General features: G+C 57.5%; 16 protein-coding genes and 2 pseudogenes. 13 read left to right on the top strand and 5 right to left on the bottom strand.

What is annotated here, in order from left to right; translation table 11 throughout:
* Nucleotides 1–45 precede the first annotated feature (45 nt).
* The 3 genes from ACSKB8_RS03615 to ACSKB8_RS03605 all read left to right on the top strand — a co-directional run bounded on the left by ACSKB8_RS03615 (nucleotide 46) and on the right by ACSKB8_RS03605 (nucleotide 4,280).
* Nucleotides 46–1,416, top strand: coding sequence for a hypothetical protein (locus tag ACSKB8_RS03615; RefSeq protein ID WP_438102551.1), 1,371 nt, complete (start codon nucleotides 46–48; stop codon nucleotides 1,414–1,416).
* 175 nt (nucleotides 1,417–1,591) lie between these two features.
* Entirely contained in the window at nucleotides 1,592–3,730 is a 2,139-nt protein-coding gene (locus ACSKB8_RS03610) for a di-heme-cytochrome C peroxidase (protein WP_438102550.1), read from the top strand.
* A 280-nt stretch (nucleotides 3,731–4,010) separates the two neighbouring features.
* A complete protein-coding gene (locus ACSKB8_RS03605) occupies nucleotides 4,011–4,280 on the top strand; it encodes a hypothetical protein (RefSeq protein ID WP_438102548.1) in 270 nt (89 codons plus the stop codon).
* Between the two features lie 37 nt (nucleotides 4,281–4,317).
* Here the strand turns inward: ACSKB8_RS03605 and ACSKB8_RS03600 are convergent, their stop codons facing one another.
* Nucleotides 4,318–4,464, bottom strand: coding sequence for a hypothetical protein (locus ACSKB8_RS03600; protein WP_438102547.1), 147 nt, complete (start codon nucleotides 4,462–4,464; stop codon nucleotides 4,318–4,320).
* A 1,132-nt stretch (nucleotides 4,465–5,596) separates the two neighbouring features.
* Nucleotides 5,597–5,740, bottom strand: a complete 144-nt coding sequence (locus tag ACSKB8_RS03595; RefSeq protein ID WP_438102545.1) for a hypothetical protein — start codon at nucleotides 5,738–5,740, stop codon at nucleotides 5,597–5,599.
* Nucleotides 5,741–5,780: 40 nt separating this feature from the next.
* Here ACSKB8_RS03595 and ACSKB8_RS03590 point away from each other — a divergent pair.
* A pseudogene (locus ACSKB8_RS03590) lies at nucleotides 5,781–7,327 on the top strand (ISNCY family transposase).
* Between the two features lie 902 nt (nucleotides 7,328–8,229).
* Here ACSKB8_RS03590 and ACSKB8_RS03585 read toward each other — a convergent pair.
* Nucleotides 8,230–8,364 carry a hypothetical protein gene (locus ACSKB8_RS03585; protein WP_438102543.1) on the bottom strand — a complete coding sequence of 45 codons (135 nt, stop codon included), beginning with the start codon at nucleotides 8,362–8,364 and terminating at the stop codon, nucleotides 8,230–8,232.
* 1,014 nt (nucleotides 8,365–9,378) lie between these two features.
* Here ACSKB8_RS03585 and ACSKB8_RS03580 point away from each other — a divergent pair.
* The 9 genes and pseudogenes from ACSKB8_RS03580 to ACSKB8_RS03540 all read left to right on the top strand — a co-directional run bounded on the left by ACSKB8_RS03580 (nucleotide 9,379) and on the right by ACSKB8_RS03540 (nucleotide 20,362).
* Complete coding sequence (locus ACSKB8_RS03580; RefSeq protein ID WP_438102541.1) at nucleotides 9,379–10,266, top strand: TauD/TfdA dioxygenase family protein; 888 nt, start codon at nucleotides 9,379–9,381, stop codon at nucleotides 10,264–10,266.
* Nucleotides 10,267–11,049: 783 nt separating this feature from the next.
* Nucleotides 11,050–11,910, top strand: coding sequence for a MaoC/PaaZ C-terminal domain-containing protein (locus tag ACSKB8_RS03575; RefSeq protein WP_438102539.1), 861 nt, complete (start codon nucleotides 11,050–11,052; stop codon nucleotides 11,908–11,910).
* A gap of 518 nt (nucleotides 11,911–12,428) precedes the next feature.
* Nucleotides 12,429–12,865 (top strand): annotated as a pseudogene (locus ACSKB8_RS03570) (transposase); the annotation flags it as partial.
* A 382-nt stretch (nucleotides 12,866–13,247) separates the two neighbouring features.
* Nucleotides 13,248–14,126, top strand: a complete 879-nt coding sequence (tesB, locus tag ACSKB8_RS03565) for an acyl-CoA thioesterase II (RefSeq protein WP_438102537.1) — start codon at nucleotides 13,248–13,250, stop codon at nucleotides 14,124–14,126.
* A gap of 670 nt (nucleotides 14,127–14,796) precedes the next feature.
* Nucleotides 14,797–15,030: a hypothetical protein gene (locus ACSKB8_RS03560; RefSeq protein WP_438102536.1), complete on the top strand. Its 234-nt coding sequence runs from the start codon at nucleotides 14,797–14,799 to the stop codon at nucleotides 15,028–15,030.
* A 79-nt stretch (nucleotides 15,031–15,109) separates the two neighbouring features.
* Nucleotides 15,110–16,297, top strand: coding sequence for a pimeloyl-CoA dehydrogenase large subunit (gene pimC / locus ACSKB8_RS03555; protein WP_438102534.1), 1,188 nt, complete (start codon nucleotides 15,110–15,112; stop codon nucleotides 16,295–16,297).
* Between the two features lie 172 nt (nucleotides 16,298–16,469).
* Nucleotides 16,470–17,612: a pimeloyl-CoA dehydrogenase small subunit gene (gene pimD / locus ACSKB8_RS03550; RefSeq protein WP_438102532.1), complete on the top strand. Its 1,143-nt coding sequence runs from the start codon at nucleotides 16,470–16,472 to the stop codon at nucleotides 17,610–17,612.
* Nucleotides 17,613–17,896: 284 nt separating this feature from the next.
* Complete coding sequence (locus ACSKB8_RS03545; protein ID WP_438102531.1) at nucleotides 17,897–18,679, top strand: enoyl-CoA hydratase-related protein; 783 nt, start codon at nucleotides 17,897–17,899, stop codon at nucleotides 18,677–18,679.
* Between the two features lie 507 nt (nucleotides 18,680–19,186).
* Nucleotides 19,187–20,362, top strand: coding sequence for a M24 family metallopeptidase (locus ACSKB8_RS03540; protein ID WP_438102529.1), 1,176 nt, complete (start codon nucleotides 19,187–19,189; stop codon nucleotides 20,360–20,362).
* 197 nt (nucleotides 20,363–20,559) lie between these two features.
* On the opposite strand, the gene ACSKB8_RS03535 is transcribed toward ACSKB8_RS03540, so the two are convergent.
* Both ACSKB8_RS03535 and ACSKB8_RS03530 read right to left on the bottom strand, forming a co-directional pair.
* A complete protein-coding gene (locus ACSKB8_RS03535) occupies nucleotides 20,560–20,841 on the bottom strand; it encodes a hypothetical protein (RefSeq protein ID WP_438102527.1) in 282 nt (93 codons plus the stop codon).
* Between the two features lie 1,030 nt (nucleotides 20,842–21,871).
* Nucleotides 21,872–22,981 (bottom strand): DUF2817 domain-containing protein, encoded by a 1,110-nt coding sequence (locus ACSKB8_RS03530; RefSeq protein ID WP_438102526.1) that lies wholly within the window; start codon nucleotides 22,979–22,981, stop codon nucleotides 21,872–21,874.
* Nucleotides 22,982–23,389 lie beyond the last annotated feature (408 nt).

The raw sequence follows: 23,389 nt of genomic DNA, 5'->3' as shown, positions 1-23,389 counted from the left end.
ACATCCGACTTTCGATTTTTCAATCTTACAGGGGAATTGCCGACGATGGCAAAAGGTGAAATCCGCCGGTCAAAGCTTGGTCGGCTGTTTACAAGTCTGTCCGCAGCGGGGCTGATCGTCGCCGTTGCCTCGGGAGCAGGAACAGCCCGGGCCGAGACGCCATCGAAGCCGCTTTCGGCCAATGATGTGTCCATCCTGTTTCCTCCACCCAAGGCTCCGGCAGACCTCGTCAATCTGATCGCGATTTCCGATCTCGCCGGCCCCGGTGGAGCTCCGCAGCGGCTTTTCTCAGATGAGGATTTCGCGCGTTTTATCGCAAATGCCGAAAATCCAGAACGCGAAGGCGTGCCGGACTCGGGCGCGCGCCGCATTCAGCTGCCTGATATCGTGAAAAAGATCGATGCCTGGTTCGTTGCGGGCATCCGGATCGATCCGGGAGCCCCGGGATTATCTGCTGATGTCATCGCCCAGTTTGGCCGGCAACCGCAAATCCGCCTGATCATTCAGCCGGTGACCAATGGCCCCCAAGGGTTCAAGGTCCATGACACTGCCGGTCATCTTATCTTCAGTTTCAACCTCGAGCCCGATCCACCTCTCGATGGTTGTGCGCCATTCCCGCGATTTAAACCTGACGATCTAGCCTTCAAGGCAATCGTTCGTGACGTTGCATCTTTGCGTGATCAACTTGCGGCGGGAAAGTTCGGCAATGTCAAGGTCTCGACTGCCGGTGACATGAACGTGCACCCGGGCCTTGTCGGTGCATCCGCAAAGCCGTTTCGTGATGCGGTTAAAGCTTTGCTGGAAAAGCATCTCTCGCCGCAGCGCCTCAACACCATGGCTGTCATGGGGATTTCACCGCCAGAACCCTGGGTTTTCGTCTCGATGCTAAGGGTTCCGCAGGCCGGATTGATACCAGTGCCGGGCCCGACGCTGGATGGCGTTCATGTCGCGCAGATGTTCAGCATCCTTGGCCAGACGCACGTGGTCCCGCGGCCTGTCACGAATAACCAGAATCCAACGACGTGTCGCCACGCGGCGCTGCAGAATCCTCCCTTGCCCCTTGCCAATCGTAAGGGTGTTTCGACAGCCGATTTCATCGATGCCGACGTCCCCAATAGCCGCGTCCTGGAGATCGTCAATGTCATTGCGGATACGAAGAAGAGTCATTTCTTCAATACGGACTGCGTAAGCTGTCACACCGAAACTGCGCAGCCACTCGCCAGGAAAGTGCAAGGCTTCGCGGTGCGTGGGGTGAACCGAGCCGTTCTACCGAAAGAAGAGTGGAATGTTCGCAATTTCGGTTGGTTTCCCTCGTTCTTGCATGGTGGCCCAGCGGCCGCGACCATAACGCGACGCGCGGCAGCCGAGACCGCTGACGTCGTCACCTTCATCAATAGCCAATTGCTGAACAAGTAATAAGCGCCATTGCTGGCTGGCGCGCTCGCGCGGCGGCAGGCGCATTTGAGATTAAGGAGAATTTGGGATGGGGGCACGTTCGTTCAGCTCTTGGGTCGGTGGTCTGGTGAGACGGTGGCCACATGTCGTCAGTCTGTTGTTCGCGATTGTGTTTGTCCTGGCGGCGTCAATAGGGATGGCGTATTTCGTACCGGAGAAGCTTCGCGATGCGGCTCTCAAGATCAAGAATGGCGCAAATCTGGTGGCGCAATTGCTGCCCGCGACACTGCCCGCGCCATCGAAGATCGATAGCGCATACTGGCTGCCCCAGAATTGGAGTTCGCGGCAGCGATACTGGTTCCACCACACGTCCCAAGGCACGGCGACTATTCCTGTGCCCTATAGATGGTTCCTGGCTCTGGAACGTCCTGAGTTGTCGATCCGTTACACGAGCCTGACCGACAACGAATATCTGCGACGCCTTGGTTTCATCCCAAGTCCGAGCTCAAAGGACTTTGAGGCTAGCTCACCTGCGTACGGCTACCACGAGGATGCGAAGGGCGTTAGCTCCACTTGGACAGCGAGCACGCCTGACAATGCAAATGGTTTGCCTGTAGGTTTCGCGATCCTGAAGGGTGGCGTCGACCCGGCAACGGGAGGCCTCTACGAAGATCAGATCGGACTAACCTGCGCGGCCTGTCATACCGGTCATCTCGAGTACAAGAATGTCAGCATTCGCTTCGATGGTGGGCCAGCGATGGTCAATCTCGGCGAGGTTGAACGAGTCATTGGGCTTTCGATCGGCTATACGTTGATCTTGCCTTGGCGGTTCGAACGCTTCGCCGACCGGCTGGAAAGCATTGAAGGTCGAAGAATCGACCGCGGGAAGCTTCGACGTGATCTGGAGCTCGCACTTCAAAAGATCAAGAAGCAAAAGGCCGCAAACGATAGCCTTTTGACGGGGCAGGGCGTGACGAATCTCGACGAGGGGTTCGGCCGACTTGATGCCTTGAACCGGATCGGCAACCAGGTCTTCTATACCAATTTCCTGGATCCGGCGACCGGCGAACTCCCAGATCCGCTCCTCAAGGGCAACTTCGCGCGCAACGACGCTCCCGTCAGTTTTCCGCCGATCTGGGACACGCCGTACTTCCTTTGGGCGCAGTATGACGCCTCTGTTCTCAACGAGCTTGTTCGTAATTCTGGCGAAGCGCTCGGCGTCAGCGCGAAAATCAACATGAGGGCACCCGCGCCTGGACGGCCGCTTTTTGAATCATCCATCCATCTTTCGGACATTGCGCGTTTCGAGGAGCTTTTGCGCGGTACCGATCCGTTTTCGTCGGCGGAGGCAAGTGGCAGGAAATTCAACGGGCTTGTCGCGCCACGATGGAAGGATGCGCAGGACAGGTTCCGAGGCGACCCGGCCTGGGCCATCGACGAAAAACTCGTTGAGAAAGGTCGCGATCTTTATCGCTCGCACTGCTTTGAATGCCACCGAGGGCCGGTCAATGATCCCGCGTTCGACGCCAAGTGGCCGGACGATTCGTTCTGGAAGCCGGAGAACCCAGATCGCTCTGCCAAGGGCGAGAAGAATTGGGTGGAGATCGGCGGACGCCACTATTTCAACGTCGCTCAGCTGCCGGTGAACGTGATCGGCACCGATCGTCAGCAATCCAATGTCCTGACGACGCGGCGTGTTCACTTACCCGAGTCACTCGGCCTCAATCCGATCGATGACCTGAACAAAGCCTGGGGGTGCGGCCTTCCGGCCGATCGGGCGGCAAATCCCTTATTTGTGCTCGCGCTGATGGATGTCGTGGCCAAGACGATCGATCAATGGAACCTCGCGAACAACTCTTCCGAAAAATCCAAGCAGCAGATGTGGGGGCCGAGGAAGAACTGCCAAAACCCGCGAGCATACATTGGAGCGCGGGTGCGCCGTAACGGCAAGGACGAAGATGTCCTTGCTCTTGAACCTCAGTACCGTGCGCGTCCGCTGGACGGTGTTTGGGCAACAGCTCCGTATCTGCACAACGGGTCCGTGCCAACGCTGAAGGACATGTTATTGCCGCAGGGCCGGCGGCCTAGTTTTTTCTGCGTTGGCAGCCGCAAATTCGATCCTGTTGACGTCGGGCTTGTTGCGAAAGTGCGAGCGAACGACGCCTGCGCGGCCGGCCTGACGGACTTCAACGTATCGCTGCTTGGGAATAGCAATCGCGGGCATTCTTTTGAGGGTAAGGAAACCGACATAACGAAGCTGCCGCCTGGAGTCATCGGGCCGGAATTAACGGACGCCGAACGGCGAGCGCTTCTGGAGTATTTGAAGACGCTGTAAGGAAGCCATTACCATGGAAACTCGGCGGTCGTCGCCCGACGGCAGTCCAAGTCGATCTTTTTGGGAACGACACTATCCACGTAAACTCATCCGCATATTGAGGACATGTCACTCAGTGTCCTGAAAGGGAGTTGCCGGACTTCCTTTCGAGGATCGGATGACGGCGGCGCTCCTTGATACGATTGCCAGTCATGCCGGGCCGCGCTGGGCTTTGCTGATCAATTCAATCAGGCAAGGCTGAACTCTCGCCGGGACTAGAGCCTTGATCAGGAGTAGAGCCGTGATGTTCTTCGGTACTGCTAACTCAGGATGTGCTCCCGCTCTCGAGCCGGGCATGCAGTTTGCGCAGACATCGGAACGTGAACTGGATCGCGCACGCGGGCCATCTGCGTCATCGACAGAGCTTGTCGGGTTCACGACATCGAATAAATCGCCGATCATTGATGACGCGCCGCGAGCGGATATGTTCAAGCGCGAGGCCCAGCTTGGCGCGGACAAGACCATCAGGTTATGGAACGACTTGCCCGAGTATGTCCGTAATCTTCGTTAAAGACATCAAACTTGATGCGACGTTCTTCGTTGTATGATCATGCAACCTTAAGTAAAGAGGAATGGCAATTTCCATCGCTGTTCACATTGGCATTGATAATATTTATGTCGTGAAAGTCGCCGTGCAGTGCAGTCATTGCATCGCTCCATTGGAGAAGACCTTCTATGCTCAACTCCGAAACCATCGCCTGTCTCCGTCGAATTCTGGATGAAGTTTGCAAGGGGCTGTCGCGTCACGAGACCGGCATCCGAGCGCACGTCGCTTCCAAAATTCTAGAAGCCGCCTCTCGAGGCGAGACGTCCGTCGAAGTTCTCAGGCAAGTTGGGCAGAACGCGTTGACAAGTGCTCCCTCGATGTGGCCTCAGCAAGCTTCTCGTCGGTATTCACCCGAAAGTAGCGGTGCCGCCGAACCTACCGGCCCATCCAAACAGGATTAAGCCCGCCGATCCGAATCCATCAGCAAAGCGCCCGCGAACTGGAAGCATTCAGGGAGCGCCGTCGTGGAAGCTGATCCGGAACGGCTAAGCGCGCGAGACGGCATGGGTCGCCGTAAACGGAGACAATTCAGAGACTGGCCAGCGGGTCTCGCGAAGCGGGATCATAGCGGCATCCGGTGACTCACCAAGCAACCCGCAAGGAACCTGGGTGATTTGGTGCGCAGAGACGGCGACCTCCGCAAGTTCGAGTAAACTATTCTAGCTGAATAAGGTGGCACGGAAGCCCCCGGAGGCTCAAGGGAGAAATATCAGGCCTGACGATGTCGCATCGACGGATTAAAATCATTGAGCAATCTGTCGCGAATGGTCATACCGGCCCGAGCGAGGTCCTCCGACTGCTGCAGGCAGCGCTGTGGTAAGTTCGAATCGAATCGCGCGGAGAGTGCTGGATACTCGCCGAAGATCTTCCGGAGCGGGCCCTCAAGGCTCGTTGTGATCGAGCGCGAAGGGCTGACGTGATATAATGCGCTGCGGCTGACCTGATCAGCTATCCGATCCGGAGCAGGGCGAGCGGAAAGGATGGGAAGACCGGCAAAGCGTCGGCATCGCAGAGGCTGCCGCGCGGCGGCGATCAAGGTGAGATTTCGCTCTCATCCTGTTTGTCGCGCACAGCCTCGCCATCCTGCAGCTCTCACGAACAAGTGCGTCAAGACGGTTGACCCGTTGGTCGCGCATGACGTCAGCAAGCCTGGGAGGCGCGCAACTGGCAAGCGATCAGCATTCGGCTCGCGCGTATGCACCGGGCGGATCGTTCCCGTCGGCGTGAACCATCGGTCGCTGTCTGCTTCAGTATCGAAGCTAACCAAGTCGAGTTTGATGTCACTTCGGGCTTTTCTTCGTGTTCGAGAGCTTCTCGCCCGCGCTGCTCTCGGTCACGTACGCCGCCACTGGAACGTAATTGTGCGTTGTCGCCAGCGCATTGCGTCGCCAGAAATGTTCCTGAATGCTGAGTTGTTGCCTCACGTAAATTGCTCCCCAATGGCAAGGGAGCGCAGGGGCAACGATGAGGCGATTGAGTATGGCGACGCGCAAGGAATTGAAGTCTGCTTTGGCGCGGCGCTACAGGGTATCGAGCCGCGTCGAAAAGGGCCGTATTCTCGACGAGTTCGTCGCGATTACTGGCCTGCATCGGAAGCATGCGATGCGGCTGCTGCGCTGCGACCCTGACGGCCAGACAGCGGGGCGTCGCAATCGTGCGCGGATCTACCAAGACGCCGAGAGACATGCGCTGATACTGCTTTGGGAGGCCGCAGACCGGGTGTGCGGCAAGTGTCTGAAGGCCCTGCTGACGATCTTGATTGAATCGATGGAGCGTCACGGCCATATCGACCTGACGCCAGAGGTTCGGGCCAAATTGTTGTCGATGAGTGCGGCGACGATCGACCGGGCGCTTCGAAGCGTTCGTGAGCAAAGCGGCCGGCAGCGCCGTCGCTCTGTAGCAAGTGCTCTGCGACGCAGCATCCCTGTTCGTACTTCAGCGGATTGGGGAGATCCTGCGCCCAGTTTCGTCGAGGCCGATCTTGTTGCTCACAGCGGTCCTTCAGCGCGGGGCAGCTTCGTCCAGACGCTCGTTCTCACGGACATCGCGACCGGCTGGACTGAATGCGCGCCACTTCTGGTGCGCGAACAGAGGTTGTTGAGCACGGTTCTGACCGAACTTCGTAAACAGCTACCGTTTGCGCTCCTGGGGCTGGATACCGACAACAACTCCGTGTTCATGAATGAGACCTTGAAAGAATATTGCGAACAGGCTGACATCGTCTTCACGCGCTGTCGCCCCTACCGCAAGAACGATCAGGCCTTTGTCGAGCAGAAGAACGGCGCGGTGGTCCGCCGAATGGTCGGCTACCGTCGATTTGAGGGGCTCGAAGCGGCTGCTTTGCTGGCGCAGCTTTATCGTTCGGCCCGCTTGTTCGTGAACTTTTTCCAGCCATCGTTCAAATTGATCCGTAAGGAGCGCGATGTAGCGCGTGTCCACAAAACCTACAGCGCCCCCGCGACCCCACATCAGCGGCTGGTTGCCGAAGCAAGAACACCTGATGCCGTCCGCGCCCGTGTCAATGAAATCTATGCCCGCCTGGATCCGGTCGCCTTACTGCGCGATATCCGAACCGTGCAGGAGAAGTTGGCCAGTCTCACCGACGCCGCAGCTAGCCATCCAACTGCGATGCCGCCGATCGAACAGTTTTTGTCGAACTTGCGAATCGCGTGGAAGAAGGGTCGGTCCGCCCGACCGACAAGCCAACTGCGAAGCCAAAGCGAGAGCGACAACGCCCTGATCCGCTGGTCAAGGCTACGCCACAGCTGCGCGAATGGTTCGAGGCCGAGCCGTGGCGGACCGGCAGCGAACTCCTGTGCAAGCTTCAGGCGGAATGCCCGGGTGTCTACCCGAGCAAAGTACTCCGAACTCTTCAACGTCGTCTCAAATCGTGGCGCAGCGAGCAAGCAAGCGCACTGGTGTTTAGCTCCCGGGAACACGCAGCACAAACCGACGTAATCGACACATCACCGGAAAGCCGGCCGCTGCTCGATGAAGGAACGGCGGTGTGAAGTAGACCGGTGATCGGCCGTGCTCAAGGCTGGCGCGCTGCGCCACCGCCTTCGGCGGCTGGCGGCCTTGACCACGCCCGATCACCGGTCTGTTGGCTTGGCAAGCGCTCGGTCGAGGACCGAGCGCGACATCGGCGCGCTCGGAATGCCCACCAGTTGTGCGACCGGCTTCCTTCGCTCCCCTGGCTAGGGAGCAAAATAGATGAGGCAACAAGAGGTCTATCGGGAACATCGCTACATGCGGCAATACGAGTCTCACCCTGATTGCCGCCGCGCAACCGGCTCTGCGAGCGAGAGCAGCCATAGGCCCTGAAAGCCCGACGCGCTATTGAGCTGCCCCGTCCAAACGGTCGTCGAGCCGCATCCGGCAGAGTTCACTGTATTGGTCTGAGCAAGCCAGCCGATCACTGCTTGAGGCACGCCTTCGTCGCAGCTGCTGCTTGCATTGTTTGTATAGTGCCGGAGATCGCGCCTGTATTTTCTGGTCAAAGCTGTTGATGCTTAGTGTTGAGCCATATTGGTTGGTCCAGGTCCAGATAGGTTGCGCCTTACCGGAGACACTAATCCCACTCCAAAGCATCCACCGGGCCATTCCCAAGCCTCCTGCGACATCGTCCACTCCGCCGAGCTCCTTAAGGAGCCGATCATCCGCCCACGGGCGTCGTTCAATTTTATGAGAGCGCCCAAATTGAATGCTGCTTTGCCCCGCGTCCTTCTCAGAGCCAAGCTGCTAACAGCCCCGTCCGGTGAAGCCGTTATTTTAAGCGGCATAATGCGACCGATCTGCCAAGCGGACCAGCAAGACTCAAAGCACAATTTCGCGCGGCGCAACCTGCTAACAAGCAGCTTTGTCTGCACATGCAAGTAAGCTCAACGGAGTTTACTGCGGCTTGTGACGAACCTCAGTTTTGAAAGGGCTTTGTTGCGGCGATGCAATCTTGCACGATGCTCGGCCGCGTGGGCGCGTTGTTGCGCTGCTGGTGCATTCTTTCATCGTCTTCTCTTAAATCGCGCATTTTTGGTGCGTGTGTGATCATGCTCACGCGCCTTACAGTTGTTAGAGGAGAGGAAGACGGGGCGATCATTAGGAAGATGGATCCGGGCTTATGATCTTAGATCCGACGCTGCCTCAGTGCCGTGCTGCCAATGGTGAGGGGGCAAAAATAGCTTGCCAGAATTTGCGGCTTGCAATGTGAGAGCGCGAAGTCGCTCCGCGCTCTGTCTCTATTCTGTGCGGTCAACTGCCAGGAAGCTAAAACAAGCTGCGCTCCGTAAGGAAACTCTACGCCTCCGGACAGAACCAAAAACGCAGGTCACCGCCCGAACAACCTGCATTCCGTGACGAGTGCAGATTTCGAAAATCGAGGGATTGAGTCCGTTGTTAAGCTGTACTGAGAGTTGCAGCGTTTGAATTTTGCGCGGCTCCCCTGCTCGGCAAAGTCGGAAGAACAATCCAATCGACCAGCCGACGAAAGACGCGCGCCATTGAACAACTCGAAGTCGCGATGAAATGATTGCCAACTCGCATAAGTAGTGATATATGTCAAGCACGTCCTAAGATAGAGAATCCTGTCCACTTCGTGAGCGCAGGCCGCGGACCAATTCGGTTCTTCATCGTGCGGATGAGGCCACGTCGGTCGCGTGAGGTGACGACGCAATCGTTATTCGGGGATTTTCCAAGTACGAGTTCGGAGACGAGGCGAACGTTACTCGAGATCGAAAAGAAAGGTCGTTTCGTTTCATGGACTGGACATGGATTGCCTCTATGATTTGCGAGGTCAGAGCTAGGTTGTTGATCATGCTGCAAATGGATCGAGCGGCGTTGCCCACGAGGGCGCGTCGTCGGATCGTAACGACATACGGACAGGGTCAGATTATAGGATGATGACGGGCTGTATCCGGACGCCTGGATTAGCTCATCGTGCGGCTAAGGAAGCACGCCGGAGATTGGTGCACCTTCTGACCAAAATGGCCTGGTTGGCCGTCGCCGCCAGTATCGCCACCACAAATCGCGGAGCGTTGTTTAGACATCGATAGGCAGAGGCACCGTCATGAGTAACACAACGACAATTGGCAACATCATCCCCCGCGCAAACATCGTGAAGCACGCGCTTCGGCTCGGCGCCGAGGTAAAGAACATCAGGCTATCCGATGATTTGTCGGACGAGGTCATCGCAGCCATTAAGCAGCTGCTGCTCGAGCATAAAATCATCTTCTTCCGTGATCAGGGACATCTTGATGACGCCCAGCAGCAGCGGTTCGCCATCCGGCTCAGCTCGCTGATACCACATCCCACAACGGTCGACGCAAACGAAGACTTGAGGATCCGGGAAACGCTCTCAGATGGCGCCGGCCATATGGATATGATGAACATGGACGACAGCGTTAACGGCGCGCGTCCAAAAATCTCGATCCTTCGCGGTGCGGCGATCCCGCTTTATGGCGATCACATGACTTGGTCGAGCACCGCGGCTGCATATCTTGATCTTCCGGAGCCGCTACGAATGCTTGTCGACACCCTCTGGGCTGTGCGCTGCGCCGCGTTCGATTACGCTGTCACGGAGGGCGACACGGAAGCGGACAAGAAGCGCTTGGAAGATGTATCGTCCGGAACGATCTACGAAACGGTCCATCCAATCGTTCGCGTTCACCCTGAAACCGGCGAACGCCTGCTATTGCTCGGCCGCTCAGTGCAAAACTTTGTCGGCCTGCAGCGGTATCCCAGCCAAAAACTGTTCGAGCGGCTGCAATCCTATCTCATGGCGCCGGGAAACATGGTGCGCTGGAGTTGGAAGCAAGGCGACGTCGCGATCTGGGACAATCATGCCACTGAGCGCTATCCGATCGGTAAGGCGGGGGGGCGCGATCTCATATTGCGAGTCGATGTCGATGAGGCTGGCATGAAAAGGCTAGGATCGCGGGCCGCCGAGGCTGCCTAGTAACGACTTCCTGTCCGGCTTTAGAAAAAGGGAGACGGTGCAAGGCAAAGTGGGTGGCGCGGGCGCCCGTCCAATGACGATCGGAAGGGCGCCCACTTGGTCTGACAAAGCGGCGATCGTTGGGTTGATGAGCCAAAAACCGCGGACGCCGCTTGTGCCTCTCCGGATGCTGCACGCCTCTAGTGCTGCCGTTTAGCTTCGCTAGCATGTCGGCGCCATCTGCGCCGCGATCGAGTGAGTACCAGCGCGGCTTTCTCAGCAGTTGATCCGATATTCTCACCACATTAGGTAGGTATCGATCAATTATCGATGTTGTACTGTACGCGAGGAGCTCGTTGTACTGAACTAAACGGGGCTCATCAGGCCGGACGAGGTGCAACAATGAAACCGAGGCGAATCTGCTGGATTGCGCATCACAGGCTTTGAAGTGTATCGAGGAGACTCGGTCCTTGGTGAGAGTGGAACGCAGCTCAACAACATCACCGCTCTTCATGTCACAAAGTTCTATCGCCAGATACGAGCGGAGAGTACGGCAGACGGTGGTGCCCAGCCTCCAGCACAGGTACGCACAGGTTGCGAAATCCGACGCCGTGATGATCCAGGCGTGGATGCGTTTCTGAACGTTCCATCGCCTGGAGAACCGCGCGCACCTAGTCCAAGAACTTTTTGTATCCGAGCAGGCGCAGCTGGGCCGGATTGGGTCGGTCTCTAGCTGGGAGCGTCGCCGCTGCCGCCGGACTGAGCGAAAGTCAATTCGCGGAATAGCAACAACGGAATGGCCTGATGTCTATTGATTATCCTGCAGTACTTGACCTCAAAACGGAGGCGGCTCCCTACTCGTGGAGCGACCGGGAGGTGATGCTTTATGCACTGGGTATCGGCATGGGCTCCGATCCTCTGAATGAAAAGGAACTGCCATTTGTCAACGAGGCATTTGCAACACCCAAGTCGCTCAAGGTGGTTCCGACCTTCGCTTCGGTTTGTGTTTGGGGGGCGCGCCCCGGAGCGATCGACCTCAACCGAGTGATGGTCGTTGATGGCGAACGCGACATCACGTTTCACGCGCCGATGCCCGTCGCCGCTAGCGTCACCGCCGATGCGCGCGTGCGCGGCGTCTACGACAAGGGTAAGGAGAAGGGCGCGATCGTTCAGAACGAGGTCGTCGTTAGAGATGCCGCCGGCGACAAGCTTGCCACGATTATTTCTTCGATATTTGCGAGGGGCGACGGCGGCTTTGGCGGACCGTCGGCGGGAATGCCCGAGCCCCACCAAGTACCTCGCCGAGCACCTGATAGATCAATCGATATCCCGACCCGGACCGACCAAGCACTGGTCTATCGTCTGTCCGGTGATCGAAATCCCTTGCACAGCGATCCGGAATTTGCGCGTCTGGCGGGCTTTTCCAAGCCCATTCTCCACGGAATGTGCACCTATGGAGTGACCTGCAGGGCCGTATTGCAGACGTACGCCGACTATAATCCCTCTGCCTTCCTTCGTCATCGGGTCCGCTTTTCTGCCCCGGTGTTCCCTGGTGAGATCATTACGGTCCATCTTTGGAGGGATGGCAATTCGATCTCGTTCGAAGCTTATGTTCGAGAGCGCAGAGTTACCGTCGCCAAGAACGGGCAGTCGGTGTTGGTTTGAGCGTTTCCGGACGGTTTGCCCCCACTTCGTTAGGTCGGTGGCTCGAGTGCCCCAACTAAGGTTGATCTGGAAGGCGTCCTCAAGTCGGCGAGCATCGCTCCGCTTGGCCATTGCGTCGCCGAGCTGTTACGTTCGGTGTAGAACGCAGCTCCTAGTCCGAGTAAGAGGATTGCCTCGAGCCGTCTGCAAGCATCGCTGCTCGAACCTCAAGTGACACTGATGGTCAGTTTCAGCCACCTGACGGCGGCGCTCTCCCATCGGCGGCAATGAGCCATTTGTCAGGCGTGTGGTGTCGCTCCAGAGTCGGACAACGCACCGTCAGGAAATTCCCCGTGTCCGCCGGCGATGAGCCTCATCAAGTTGGTCACAGAGGGATGCGCTAGCATTGCCATGACCTCGAATGGAGTGTGAGTGGTGCGGGTAGTGTGCGGGAGGGTCTGCAAACTGAGAGGCCTGAAGCAATCATGGTAAGTCCGGTGGTTGTGAAGATCACCGCTCGCAGAGGAGCAAGGACCACCATGGCCGTGACGAAGAGTAGGGCGGATGTCTCTGCCGTCAAATAGCTTTTTGGCGTCGGACAACCTCGAGCCGCTGATCCAAGGCCCTTGCAGGAGGTTCTTCAAGCGGAGATAGCGGAGACGCTCGGCGCGGAAGGGAAGCGCACGGAAGCACGGCTTCGCTATCGCTCCCGCTACTACACGCAGTCGCTGATCACTCGGCTCGGGAAGATCGAGCTCAAGGTGCCGCAGGACCGTAGGGGGCGGTTCTCGACCGAGCTGTTCGAGCGCTAGCGCCCTCAGAGTGGACGCGCGGCGCCATCAACAAGCGGCTGGATGCGTCGCTGAAAGCGTTCTGCGAACGCAAGCTGAAGGAGCCCCTTTTTCCCTTTCTGATCTTGAACGCGTGCTCCGAGCGGGTGCGAGAAGATGGGATCATTGCGAGCCAGGCGGTCATACGTCCTGCCCAAGGATTTCACTCTGGTCATGTCGTCTTCGTCTATGTCCAGTTCGATGCTCAATGTCTGGAACTGTACAGCGACGTGTAAGCATTCGCCCTGGCGCGGAATGAAAAGGACTTGGATCTGCAATAATTAAGCAAGGCTAACAGCGCTCTCTTGCGGCACGGCGATTGCAAAAGGAGGCTTTACCGCAATGGCGGCCGCACGGTTTCAAGCCAGAGTTCAATGAGATCCCTTGAGCTGGCGCAAATCAATGCGGTTCATGGTAGCCGAGCAGGAAAAGTAGAAATCTACTGAGCGTGAGAGAAAGCCGACACCTCAAGCGTTCGGTTTCATGGATCTGCGATCTCCGCGGAGTCCGAGTAATCAAAGGTAGTAAATGTCCAAAGGCCTGATCGACCTACTTGCCATTCTCGACGTCGAGCAGATCGAGGTGAACCTGTTCCGCGGTGTGAGTCCAAAGACCAGCTCGCTACGTGTGTTCGGCGGGCAAGTGATCGGACAGGCTATGGTCGCTGCATGCCGCACAGCGGAGGGTCGGCTGCCGAATTCGCTACATTGTTATTTCATCCGAGCTGGTGATACCCGAGCGCCAATCGTTTACACGGTCGAACACCTGCGGGACGGCAAGAGTTACTCCACACGCCGCGTCAATGCTGTCCAGCATGGCCATACGATCTTTTCTATCATGGTGTCGTTCCACGCCGAGGAGGAGAGCGCCTTCGACCATCAGAATATAATGCCCGAAATACCGCCGCCGGAAAAATTCACGGCCGAGGAATTGTCTAAGCAGCCCATGTATCTGGAGATGCCGGAGATTGTCCAAATCTATTACGGATCCGACCGTCCCGTAAAAATGCGTCCTGTCGAGATCGGCCGTTATTTCGGTCAGAAGATCCATGACGGTCGCGTTCATTTCTGGATCAAGACCACGGCAAAGCTACCTGACGATCAGGCCTTGCATATGTGCGCGCTGGCCTATGCATCGGATTTCTCGTTGGTTGACGCGGTGATGGCGCGCTACGGTCGCACGCTGTTTGACGGACGCATGATATCGGCAAGCCTCGACCACGCAATGTGGTTTCATAGGCCGTTCCGAGCCGACGAATGGCTGCTCTACGCACAGGACTCGCCGAGCGCGCATGGGGGCCGCGGTTTCACGCGCGGTATGATCTTCAAGCCTAATGGCGACTTGGTCGCTTCCGTCGCACAGGAAGGCTCGGTGCGCGAGCCACGCGGAGCCCTCACGTGCTCTTAAACGCATCTACTGGCTCGGGGGCTTCGACATCGAGCTTGCGGCGACGGTAATCCGGCCATTAGTTTGGCATCGCGACTGTCATCCTTGGCAATGCCTCCGATCGTCACACCCCCTCCACGTTGCAGCGAGCCACCGCAAACCTAGCGGATTCCTACTGGTGTGGAAGAAAACAGCGCTGCTTCCGCGCGAACTCGCCACGCGGGCATCGATACGGCCAATCCGACCGGGGGAGCGTCCCCCATGGTAGCGGGTGATTGGTCGCTCCCGACGAATCGGCTCGGTCCGGAAGGCTACTCCAATTCGGCCGTCGTCCGCGGGCTCACGCTTTTTCCGCTATGCTTCACTTCGTGCGCCTCATGGGTCCATCTCAGAGACCGCGTGAGATGTGCACGAACGATGCTTATTCTTGTCCGGTTTCTGACAGCGGTAGAACGGCGGCCGAGTTCGATACACGCGGCGTAGTTTGCAGCGTGCGAGCGTTTTTCGAAACGAGGACAAAAGCTTACAACCCTTAAGCCGCTCGTGGCACGACGCTTGCTGTTACACTGGCTGACGGGAGGGGTGAAAACATTCGGGCTGGGCAAGAAGAGCAGTGCCCGCCTGTTTTAGTGTGCGCTCGGAATAGCCGCGCCATCTTAGCAGCTGCTTGTTGAAGAGAAGGATGCCCTCAGTGAGACAAATCACTTTTTACGGCAAGCGCGATACAGACACGTCGAACCTGCTGCAGAAAACGTTAGCTGCGGTGGCCAAGCTAAGACCCAACATCCTGCTGATTTGCCGGGACGCCATCGGCCTCGACTATTCCAGAAGACACGGCAAAAGCGAACCCATTGATCATCTTGAGATCGCGCCGATGCGGTTGTCAGTTCGCTCCGGCGTTGATGCAGGCCTCCGCGTCCCCTAGGGACGACTGGCGATTGTTCTAATCCTGATACTGATCTCGGCGTGCGCGGCACGACGAACTCCTTCCATGGGAGAATGCGATGGATCTTGCATTTACAAAAGAGGAGCAGGGATTCCGAGAGGAAGTGAAGACGTTTCTGCGTGACAACGTGCCGGCTGAGATGCGGCGCAAGCTTGTCGAAGAGCGACACGTCTCGAAACAGGAGATGGTCAGCTGGTGGCGCATCCTCAACAAGAACGGCTGGAGTGTGGGCAAGTGGCCAAAGGAGTATGGCGGCGCGGGCTGGACGCCGGTTCAGCACTACATCTTCAATGAAGAGCTGCAGATGTATCCGGTGCCGGTTCCGCTCGCCTTCGGCGTCTCTATGGTCGGCCCGGTCATCTTCACATTCGGTAACAAGGAGCAGAAGGAATACTATCTGCCGCGCATCGCAAACGTCGACGACTGGTGGTGTCAGGGGTTCTCCGAGCCGGGGGCGGGATCGGATCTTGCGTCTTTGAAGACGAAGGGTGTGCGCAAAGGCAGTAAATGGATCATCAGTGGCCAGAAGACGTGGACCACATTTGCGCAATATGCCGACATGATGTTCTGCCTCTGCCGAACGGATCCCTCCGCGAAGAAGCAGGCGGGCATCTCGTTCATCCTCGTCAATATGAAGAGCAAAGGCATAACGGTGCGTCCGATCCAGACCATCGACGGCGGCCGCGAGGTGAACGAAGTCTTCTTCGACGATGTCGAGGTGCCCATCGACAATTTAGTCGGCGAGGAGAACAAGGGGTGGGATTATGCAAAGTTCCTGCTCGGCAACGAGCGCACCGGAATCGCGCGGGTCGGCGTCTCCAAGGAGCGCATCCGCCGTATCAAGGAATTGGCGTCAAAGGTCGAAATCAGCGGTCGTCGCTTGATCGAGAATTCCGCTTTCCGTGAAAAGTTGGCTGCGTGCGAGATCGAGCTGAAGGCGCTGGAACTCACGCAGCTTCGTGTCGTCGCCGAAGAAGGCACATCCGGCAAGGGTAAGCCCAATCCCGCTTCCTCGGTACTCAAGATCAAAGGTTCAGAAATCCAGCAGACCACCACTGAGCTTCTGATGGAAGTAATCGGGCCGTTTGCGGCACGCTATAACGAGCACCTGAATTCTTCCAACGAAGCGATGGATTGGACAGCGCAGATTGCGACCAGTTACTTCAACAACCGCAAGCTCTCCATATATGGCGGATCTAACGAGATCCAGCGCAACATCATAGCCAAGGCAGTACTGGGGTTCTAATAGTTTGGGCATACGGCTACGTGCACAGTCGTCATGGCCGCCTTAAGCCGGACATCCACGTGATTACGACGGAAGATGTGGTCTCAGGGCTTTGCCTCTCCAAAACCGCTTCGGCCCGCAGGCGGAACATGGCCGGCCACGACGGAATTGAGTAGTGGGAGAATAGAGAAAGATGGATTTCGATTTGTCAGAGGAGCAGCGGCTTTTGAAGGAGAGTGTGGGTGGTCTGTTGGCCGACACCTACGATTTCGAGCAGCGTAACAAGTATACGAAGGAGAGAGGCGGCTGGAGCAAAGCCATGTGGGCTCGCTTTGCCGAGCTGGGCCTGCTCGGGTTGCCGTTCGCAGAAACCGACGGGGGCTTCGGCGCCGGTGCGATCGAAATCATGATCGTGATGGAAGCGTTCGGGAGGGCTTTGGTGCTGGAGCCGTATCTTGCGACAGTCGTGATCGGCGGTGGATTTTTGCGCCATGGCGGCTCGGCCGCGCAGAAGGAGGCGCACATTCATTCGATCATGGACGGCAGCAAGACCTTTGCGTTTGCCCAACTCGAAAAGAGCTCGTGCTATGATCTTTCCGACGTCACCACGTCGGCGAGGAAGAATGGCGATGGCTGGGTGATCAACGGCGACAAATTTGTGGTGCTCAACGGCGGGAACGCGGATACGTTGATCGTCACGGCGCGCACCAAGGGCGCGCAGCGCGAGAGGGCAGGCATCGGCGTTTTCTTCGTGCCGGCCAACGCCACAGGCCTGGCAAAGAAGGCATATACAACGCACAGCGGTTCTCATGCCGCGGACATCACTTTCAGCAATGTCGAAGTGAGCGCAGATGCCGCAATCGGTGACCCTGAGAATGCTCTCCAGCTGATCGAGCGTACCGTCGACGACGCTCGGACGGCGCTCTGCGCGGAAGCCGTCGGTCTGATGGATGAATCGCTGAAGACAACAGTCGAATACATGAAAACACGAAGACAATTCGACGCGCCGATCGGCAGTTTTCAGAGTTTGCAGCACCGCGCTGCCGACATGTTCGTCGCACTCGATCAGGCCCGCTCGATGTCGATGTTTGCGGCCATGGCCTCTGATTTCGACAACGCGAACGAGCGCGCCACTGCCGTCGCGGCAGCCAAGGTGCAAATCGGTAGGTCGGGTAGATTCATTGGCCAGCAGTCGGTTCAGCTTCACGGTGGTATCGGCATAAGCATGGAGGCCAAGATCGGCCACTATTTCAAACGGCTGACGATGATCGAGAACACATTCGGCGACGCCGATTATCATCTCCGCCGGGTCAGTGAGAGCGGGACCTTGATCTAATATGTTTGAGGGGGGACGGAATAGTGATGATCGTCGTACCGCACTCCCGTTTTGCCTCTGCTGAAGCGCCATCGGGAATTAGAAAGCCGCAAAGCCTTGACTAAGCAAGAACGCGCCATGGCTTGCACTCCGGGGGCGAGGTGCCAATCGAGTATCTATAGTTCGGAAGATTGAGGCAATGATCTTGGCATTCCGATTGGCGGGCGAGCACGAAACAATCCATGATGGCAGGGTCTACGGCTGGAGAGATCAAACGGCAACCGCAACACAAATCAGGAGATAACATGAGCACGAACGACGCAGTTCTCACTTGCGAGGTTGCAGAGCATGTCATGCAGGTCACGATCAACCGGCCCGATGCACGAAACGCCGTCAACGCGGATGTCGCTCAGGGTCTTGAGCGTGCGGTGACCGTCACAGAGAGGGATCGGAACACCTGGGCGGTTATTCTCACTGGTGCCGGCGACAAAGCATTTTCCGCGGGCGCGGACCTGAAGGCGATTTCGGCGGGATCTGTCAGTGGCCTCAGCACCAAGGCTGGGGGCTTCGCCGGCTTCGTGCATCAGCCGCGTACAAAGCCCTGGATTGCGGCGGTCAACGGGTTTGCGCTTGCCGGCGGTACCGAAATTGCGCTTGCCTGTGATCTGATCGTCGCGGTCGAGGAAGCTGTGTTCGGCCTCCCCGAAGTCAAGCGCGGCCTGCTCGCGAGCTCCGGCGGGCTCTATCGGCTTCCACGTGTGCTGCCAAAGGCTATCGCGCTAGAACTGATCATGACTGGCGCATATTTCGAGGCCAAGCGTGCGTTCCATTATGGCTTAATTAGTCGACTGGTGCCGCGCCATCAGCTAATGCCGGAGGCGCTAAGGCTGGCTATGGCGATATGCGAGAATGCTCCGCTTGCAGTGCGCGCCAGCCTTGGTGTCGCTAGGCAGGCCTATGACTTAGATGATGAGGCTCTGCGCGAAGCCAGCGAGCTCGCCTCAGGAAAAAATGCGGAAACCGAAGATTATAAGGAAGGGCCGCGAGCTTTCATTGAAAAGCGGGCGCCCAGGTGGACGGGGCGGTAGCTACTGATACGCGGCCCCATGCGCGGGCTATACCGGACGTTCTGGAGCCGCGTGGTTGTATCCACTCTCAAACAGCGCGGTTATGGAAGGAAGGCCGGAAACAGGAACAGGCGCCAAGCGCCAACCGCGAACAGCAGACACAACAGGATCAGGAACCCGCTGGTACCGAACGCGGCGCGCAAGTGCGGGAAAATCGGCTGAGTGGCAGCGTTTCACGCGAGTACCTTGGAGTAGATACGCGCAAAAAGTCGACACTCCGCACTGCGCGTTGGCGGTCTGCCGCTGGAGCGGGCACAAACGATCGGGCGTTCATGGCGCCGACCCCTCATAATTGATAGCGGTCACAGTTGTCCAAGTCCCGCTTTCGCCAAAAAGATCGGCCATTGAGACGCGACAGCTCATTTTTCTGTCTCTCTCTCTCTCTCTCTCTCTCTCTCTCTCTCTCTCTCTCTCTCTCTTGTTTAATTCTCAGCATACACGCGTCCAAGCCGTGACATAGAGCAAGACATGGATATCAAAAAAGGACCGCAGGCGTTCTCGCGAACAGAGTATCTGCGGAGGCTTGCCGCCGCGAAATCGCAAATGGAGCAGCGAGATCTCGATGCGCTCGTCATAACTGAAGGCGCAAACATTACTTACCTCAGTGGTTACACCGCCAGATCGCCAAATGACCCGAAAGGTATGGTGGTTTCTGCCCAGCAAGAGGAGCCGACGTTCATCCTGCGCAAGATGGATGTGCCGGCAGCTCTGCATCAGACATTCCTAGAACGTGACAAGGTCGTCGAGTATCCAGAAGCGCTCATGGGTGACCCTGGGACGAACGGCTACGATGCACTGATCGATTTCCTGGTGGATGTGGGCCTCGCAAATCGCGGCCTCGGGCTTGAGCTGGGCAGCTTGTCAATGCGTTCAGCGCAGAAGTTCATGGCGCGACTGCCGCAAGCGCGGATTGTGGATTGTACGGACGTCATAACATGGATCCGAATGGTTAAGTCCGACCCGGAGATATCCTTCATGAAGGAGGCCGCGGCCATCAGCGATGCGGGGGTTATGCGCGCCGCGGAAGTGATACGCCCTGGCATGCGGGAAGCTGACGCAATTGCCGAGATCCTTGCGACGCTGGCGCGTGGCGCCAATGGCAAGCCCGGAACTTGGACCGCAACTCCGTTTTTGTGCTCCTCACCGCGCACAGGAACAAGCCACATCACGTGGAGCGAGGATGTGTTTCACGGAGATTCACAGGTAAACCTTGAAATAGCAGGTGTACGTCATGGCTACACTGCCCCGATCAGTCGGACCTTTTCAATTGGCCGCGCGTCCGAGCGTCTGCGTCGCGTCCATGACGCTCAGCTCGCTGGCCTGGAGGCCGCACTCGATACTATTCGCGCCGGTTGCACGTGTAGCGACGTCGCCCGGGCAGTCCATCGCACGCTTGAGGCGCGCGGTATCAAGAAAGAGTCTCGCTGTGGTTACCCGGTTGGCATCGATTGGATGGAGCGGACGGCTAGCCTCAAGGAAGGCGACATGACGGTCCTGAAGCCGAACATGACCTTTCATCTGCATTTGGGTAACTGGATGATCGACGAGGATTTTGGCTACGTCATTAGCGAGACATTTCGCGTAACCGAATCCGGCGTTGAAGTCCTGACGAGTGCGCCACGGAAAATCTTTGAGCTCACTTAGCGTAGATGAGCGCTCTCTAGCTGATAGCAGCCACGTGCTCCCCCGAGTGCCGCTGCTGAGCAAATTGCCTGTCGTATCTCTTGGCTCGGTCGGTAGCACCGTTCGGGACCGCTTTCAGGCGCCGACTTTGGGAGCTTGAGCGCGGCGGGCCAATGGCAGCAGGTATGTCGCGGCTGGATGTTCGTTAAGGGGTCTTGTCAGGACCTCAAGTCAACGTCGTTGACGAAATCTCGAGAAGATTGCGACGGCCTAATCTTCGGCGCCACTGTCGAATCCGGCGAACAGCGCGTTGTCGCCACCGAGCTTGATGCCAGGGTTGATCGTTCGACAATATTATTGTCGAGTTCGGTGCCTCCGCCATTGATGAAGGTGTTAAGACTTGCCAGCGTGAAAGACGTGTCGGATTGCTTCGGCCAACCTTCGAAGGCATCCGGCTCTTCGCTGCCGGACTCGGCGATGCTCCTCTGCGCTGCAGCCACGGACACGTTCTCAATCGTGTAGAGCGTGGCAACGCGCGTCAGCGCCTCGCTTGCGATCTACTCGGGGCCGGCTGTCGCGAGTTCGTAGAACTTGCGCCGCAGGTGCACCCCCGCTTGCGTCAAGACGCCCCGTGAAAGGAAGGAACTATGACCTGAAACCTTTCAACGTAACCAAGAGGAGGCGACTCGCTCACGGCAAAGGCGGAACCCGGCCAGCTGGAAGCAAGTCTTGCATGGGGAGGTAACGTCGCTCGTGAAGCTAGCGAGGGCGGTGCTTAAGCCGTGTGGCAGCCATGTGATTGCTGAAGCCTTCGCAGTGTTGGATCAGGGGCAGCATTGGAAAAGTCGCTATGGTCAGGTTCACAGGTTCGGCTGGGGTCTCGGAACGGGAACGGGACGGGCCACCAGGACCTTCGAGATTCCATTCGTGCCCACGTCGGAAAACCGCGCGGAGCACCGGCCTCAACAAAGCTCCAGGCCAATGACCGACTTAACGAGCACCGGGAGCGCGTATGGCAACACGAAAACACCCAGGCATGTGGAATCCCGAAGCGAAGACATAAGCCTCGCCGGAAGACGTAGCAGCTTGTTGTATTGAGGAAGCCGGCGAGCTGGGCTTCTCGGGATGCGCTCGAGGGAAAGGGGGCCGGCACGCGTTAAGACCGAATGACGAGAAACACGGAGCGACCGCTAAGTCCCGCAAACCTGTTGACGAATCGACAATGGATAGCTCGATCTGGCGAGGCAATATCCCGAGCGGGTGCTGACTCTGACGCGAAGTGATGGCGCGTCCGGGGTCCATAGCATGATGGCGGCGGACTATGAGGCGAAGTTGGAGTTCAACCTCGATGATCGCCTAGCGCGCATGCAAATCCGGCCGCCACATCGCGGCGCCGGTGCGAACGGCACGACATCCCCGAGCGGATAGCCACCTGATAGCCACATGGCATCCCGACACTGGAGCTTCTTCTCTGCTGCTGCGGTTTAGGCGCGCCGGTATCTCGCCTATGGCGACCGAACGGCCGAACTCTCATAGCCGCAAACCTCCGATCATCTGCCGCTGCACCTGCCGACTACGGTATAGCACTAACTCCTTCCAATCGTCTCTCTCCGGATAAAAGTGCTGTCTCACCCGACGTCGAATTTCATGACCCATGTCTGTTTCCAGTTCTGCTTTGCCATATGCGTGGAGCCAATGGTCAGCACGCAATGCTGCTCTTCCTGCCTCCGAAGCATAGGTTCCAAACTCCAAGCAAACGTAGACGTGTCGATCACCAAGGAACCGCTGCCAAAAATCATCCTGAGTGCCGTAAAGCACGACAGCCGATGAGGTGCCAAGCTCGGGCGATGTGACCGAAGGACCAAAAATTTCAACTGCACGTTGGTACCCTGACATGCCTGATGCCTGCTCGCATTGCAGCTCACCATAGCCGTAAGGTCCGAGACCCGTGTGATAATCGACGACTAAGACAAATCGGCGCAATTCAACGGCATAGTCCGATACGATCCGCTCGAGTGTTTGACGGGCAACAGTAGGGCCGAAACCGCCGAAAAACATGCCGGCGGGGTGCCGATACTGTCCGGACGTTCGAGCTTTTCGGAAGGCGGTTTCGCCGTGTGCTACGCGAAACTGTTCAATTGCTGCCTCGGCAGCGATGAAAAGTGGTCCGTTCAACTCACGCGGCATCAGGGAGTCTGCAAGCAGGTCGTAGCCTTGGTTACGGGGTAAGGGGGCTGTGAAGTCGACAAAGTTCCGGTTGAGGTCGCATCCCTCTTGCGTGACGCGCCGGTCCCATGCGAACCCATAAGGGTTGAGAGCGTGGATCAGCAACATCGCTTCGTCAGACTTTAGACTCTCGTAACCACGCGCAGCCAGCCAATCAATCTGTGCCGCGGATCCACAATAGCCTTCCACCCCATGCGCAGCCGATACCATAATCCCTACTTTCGGAGCGCGTTCGTCACCAAACCAGGCAACATCCGTCGAGAGTTCTTCGTCACCTGGTCCGCGCGCAGGCGAAGGATACACTGCGACGTTGTCTGCTGAGCTCTCGCCAACGTAGTCGCGAAACCTCTGACGTGCTTCGAAATAGCTCGATGCGAAATGTTTGCTGAGCGCATCGATCGTTGCGTCGTTCATCGGCCTTCCAACCAATGGCCCACAATCAAGCTCGGTAGTGCGGCAGTCGGGCCGTACACTGCAGTTCTCGAACCTTCAAGCGCGTTAGCAACCGCAGCTAATTTAGCTTCGGTATTAGATCGTCTCCGAGTAGCAGCCCATCACGACGATTCAGGCCATCGCTGTTGCAGATCGCCTTGTCAGACGAGAGGGATGACGCCGTAGATTCCACTCTGCTCTCTTCACGCGATCGAATGTTTGCGGCGCGCTCGAGCTAAAAGCTTGCTTAGTTGCCGCGAACAAGCGGACGAGACCACTTTCTCGGCTCCGTTAGATTGATGTCAACGCGAATGCGTTCGTCACGTGACGCGTCCCTGCTGTTACTAACTCGTATCTTACATACATCCTAGGCGCCTAAAATCACCTACC

The sequence above is a fragment of the Bradyrhizobium sp. BR 1432 genome (assembly GCF_051547705.1).
Lineage (GTDB): Bacteria > Pseudomonadota > Alphaproteobacteria > Rhizobiales > Xanthobacteraceae > Bradyrhizobium > Bradyrhizobium zhanjiangense.
Note: the sequence above shows the minus strand (reverse complement) of the source record. Positions and strands in the feature narration are given on the sequence as shown.

Coding starts and splice junctions, on each gene's coding strand:
- ACSKB8_RS03580 (WP_438102541.1), top strand. CDS start 9,379: ATGAGTAACACAACGACAATTGGCAACATCATCCCCCGCGCAAACATC.
- tesB (WP_438102537.1), top strand. CDS start 13,248: ATGTCCAAAGGCCTGATCGACCTACTTGCCATTCTCGACGTCGAGCAG.
- ACSKB8_RS03610 (WP_438102550.1), top strand. CDS start 1,592: ATGGCGTATTTCGTACCGGAGAAGCTTCGCGATGCGGCTCTCAAGATC.
- ACSKB8_RS03540 (WP_438102529.1), top strand. CDS start 19,187: ATGGATATCAAAAAAGGACCGCAGGCGTTCTCGCGAACAGAGTATCTG.
- ACSKB8_RS03615 (WP_438102551.1), top strand. CDS start 46: ATGGCAAAAGGTGAAATCCGCCGGTCAAAGCTTGGTCGGCTGTTTACA.
- ACSKB8_RS03575 (WP_438102539.1), top strand. CDS start 11,050: ATGTCTATTGATTATCCTGCAGTACTTGACCTCAAAACGGAGGCGGCT.
- ACSKB8_RS03585 (WP_438102543.1), bottom strand. CDS start 8,364: ATGATCACACACGCACCAAAAATGCGCGATTTAAGAGAAGACGATGAA.
- pimC (WP_438102534.1), top strand. CDS start 15,110: ATGGATCTTGCATTTACAAAAGAGGAGCAGGGATTCCGAGAGGAAGTG.
- ACSKB8_RS03530 (WP_438102526.1), bottom strand. CDS start 22,981: ATGAACGACGCAACGATCGATGCGCTCAGCAAACATTTCGCATCGAGC.
- ACSKB8_RS03545 (WP_438102531.1), top strand. CDS start 17,897: ATGAGCACGAACGACGCAGTTCTCACTTGCGAGGTTGCAGAGCATGTC.
- pimD (WP_438102532.1), top strand. CDS start 16,470: ATGGATTTCGATTTGTCAGAGGAGCAGCGGCTTTTGAAGGAGAGTGTG.
- ACSKB8_RS03600 (WP_438102547.1), bottom strand. CDS start 4,464: ATGGTTTCGGAGTTGAGCATAGAAGGTCTTCTCCAATGGAGCGATGCA.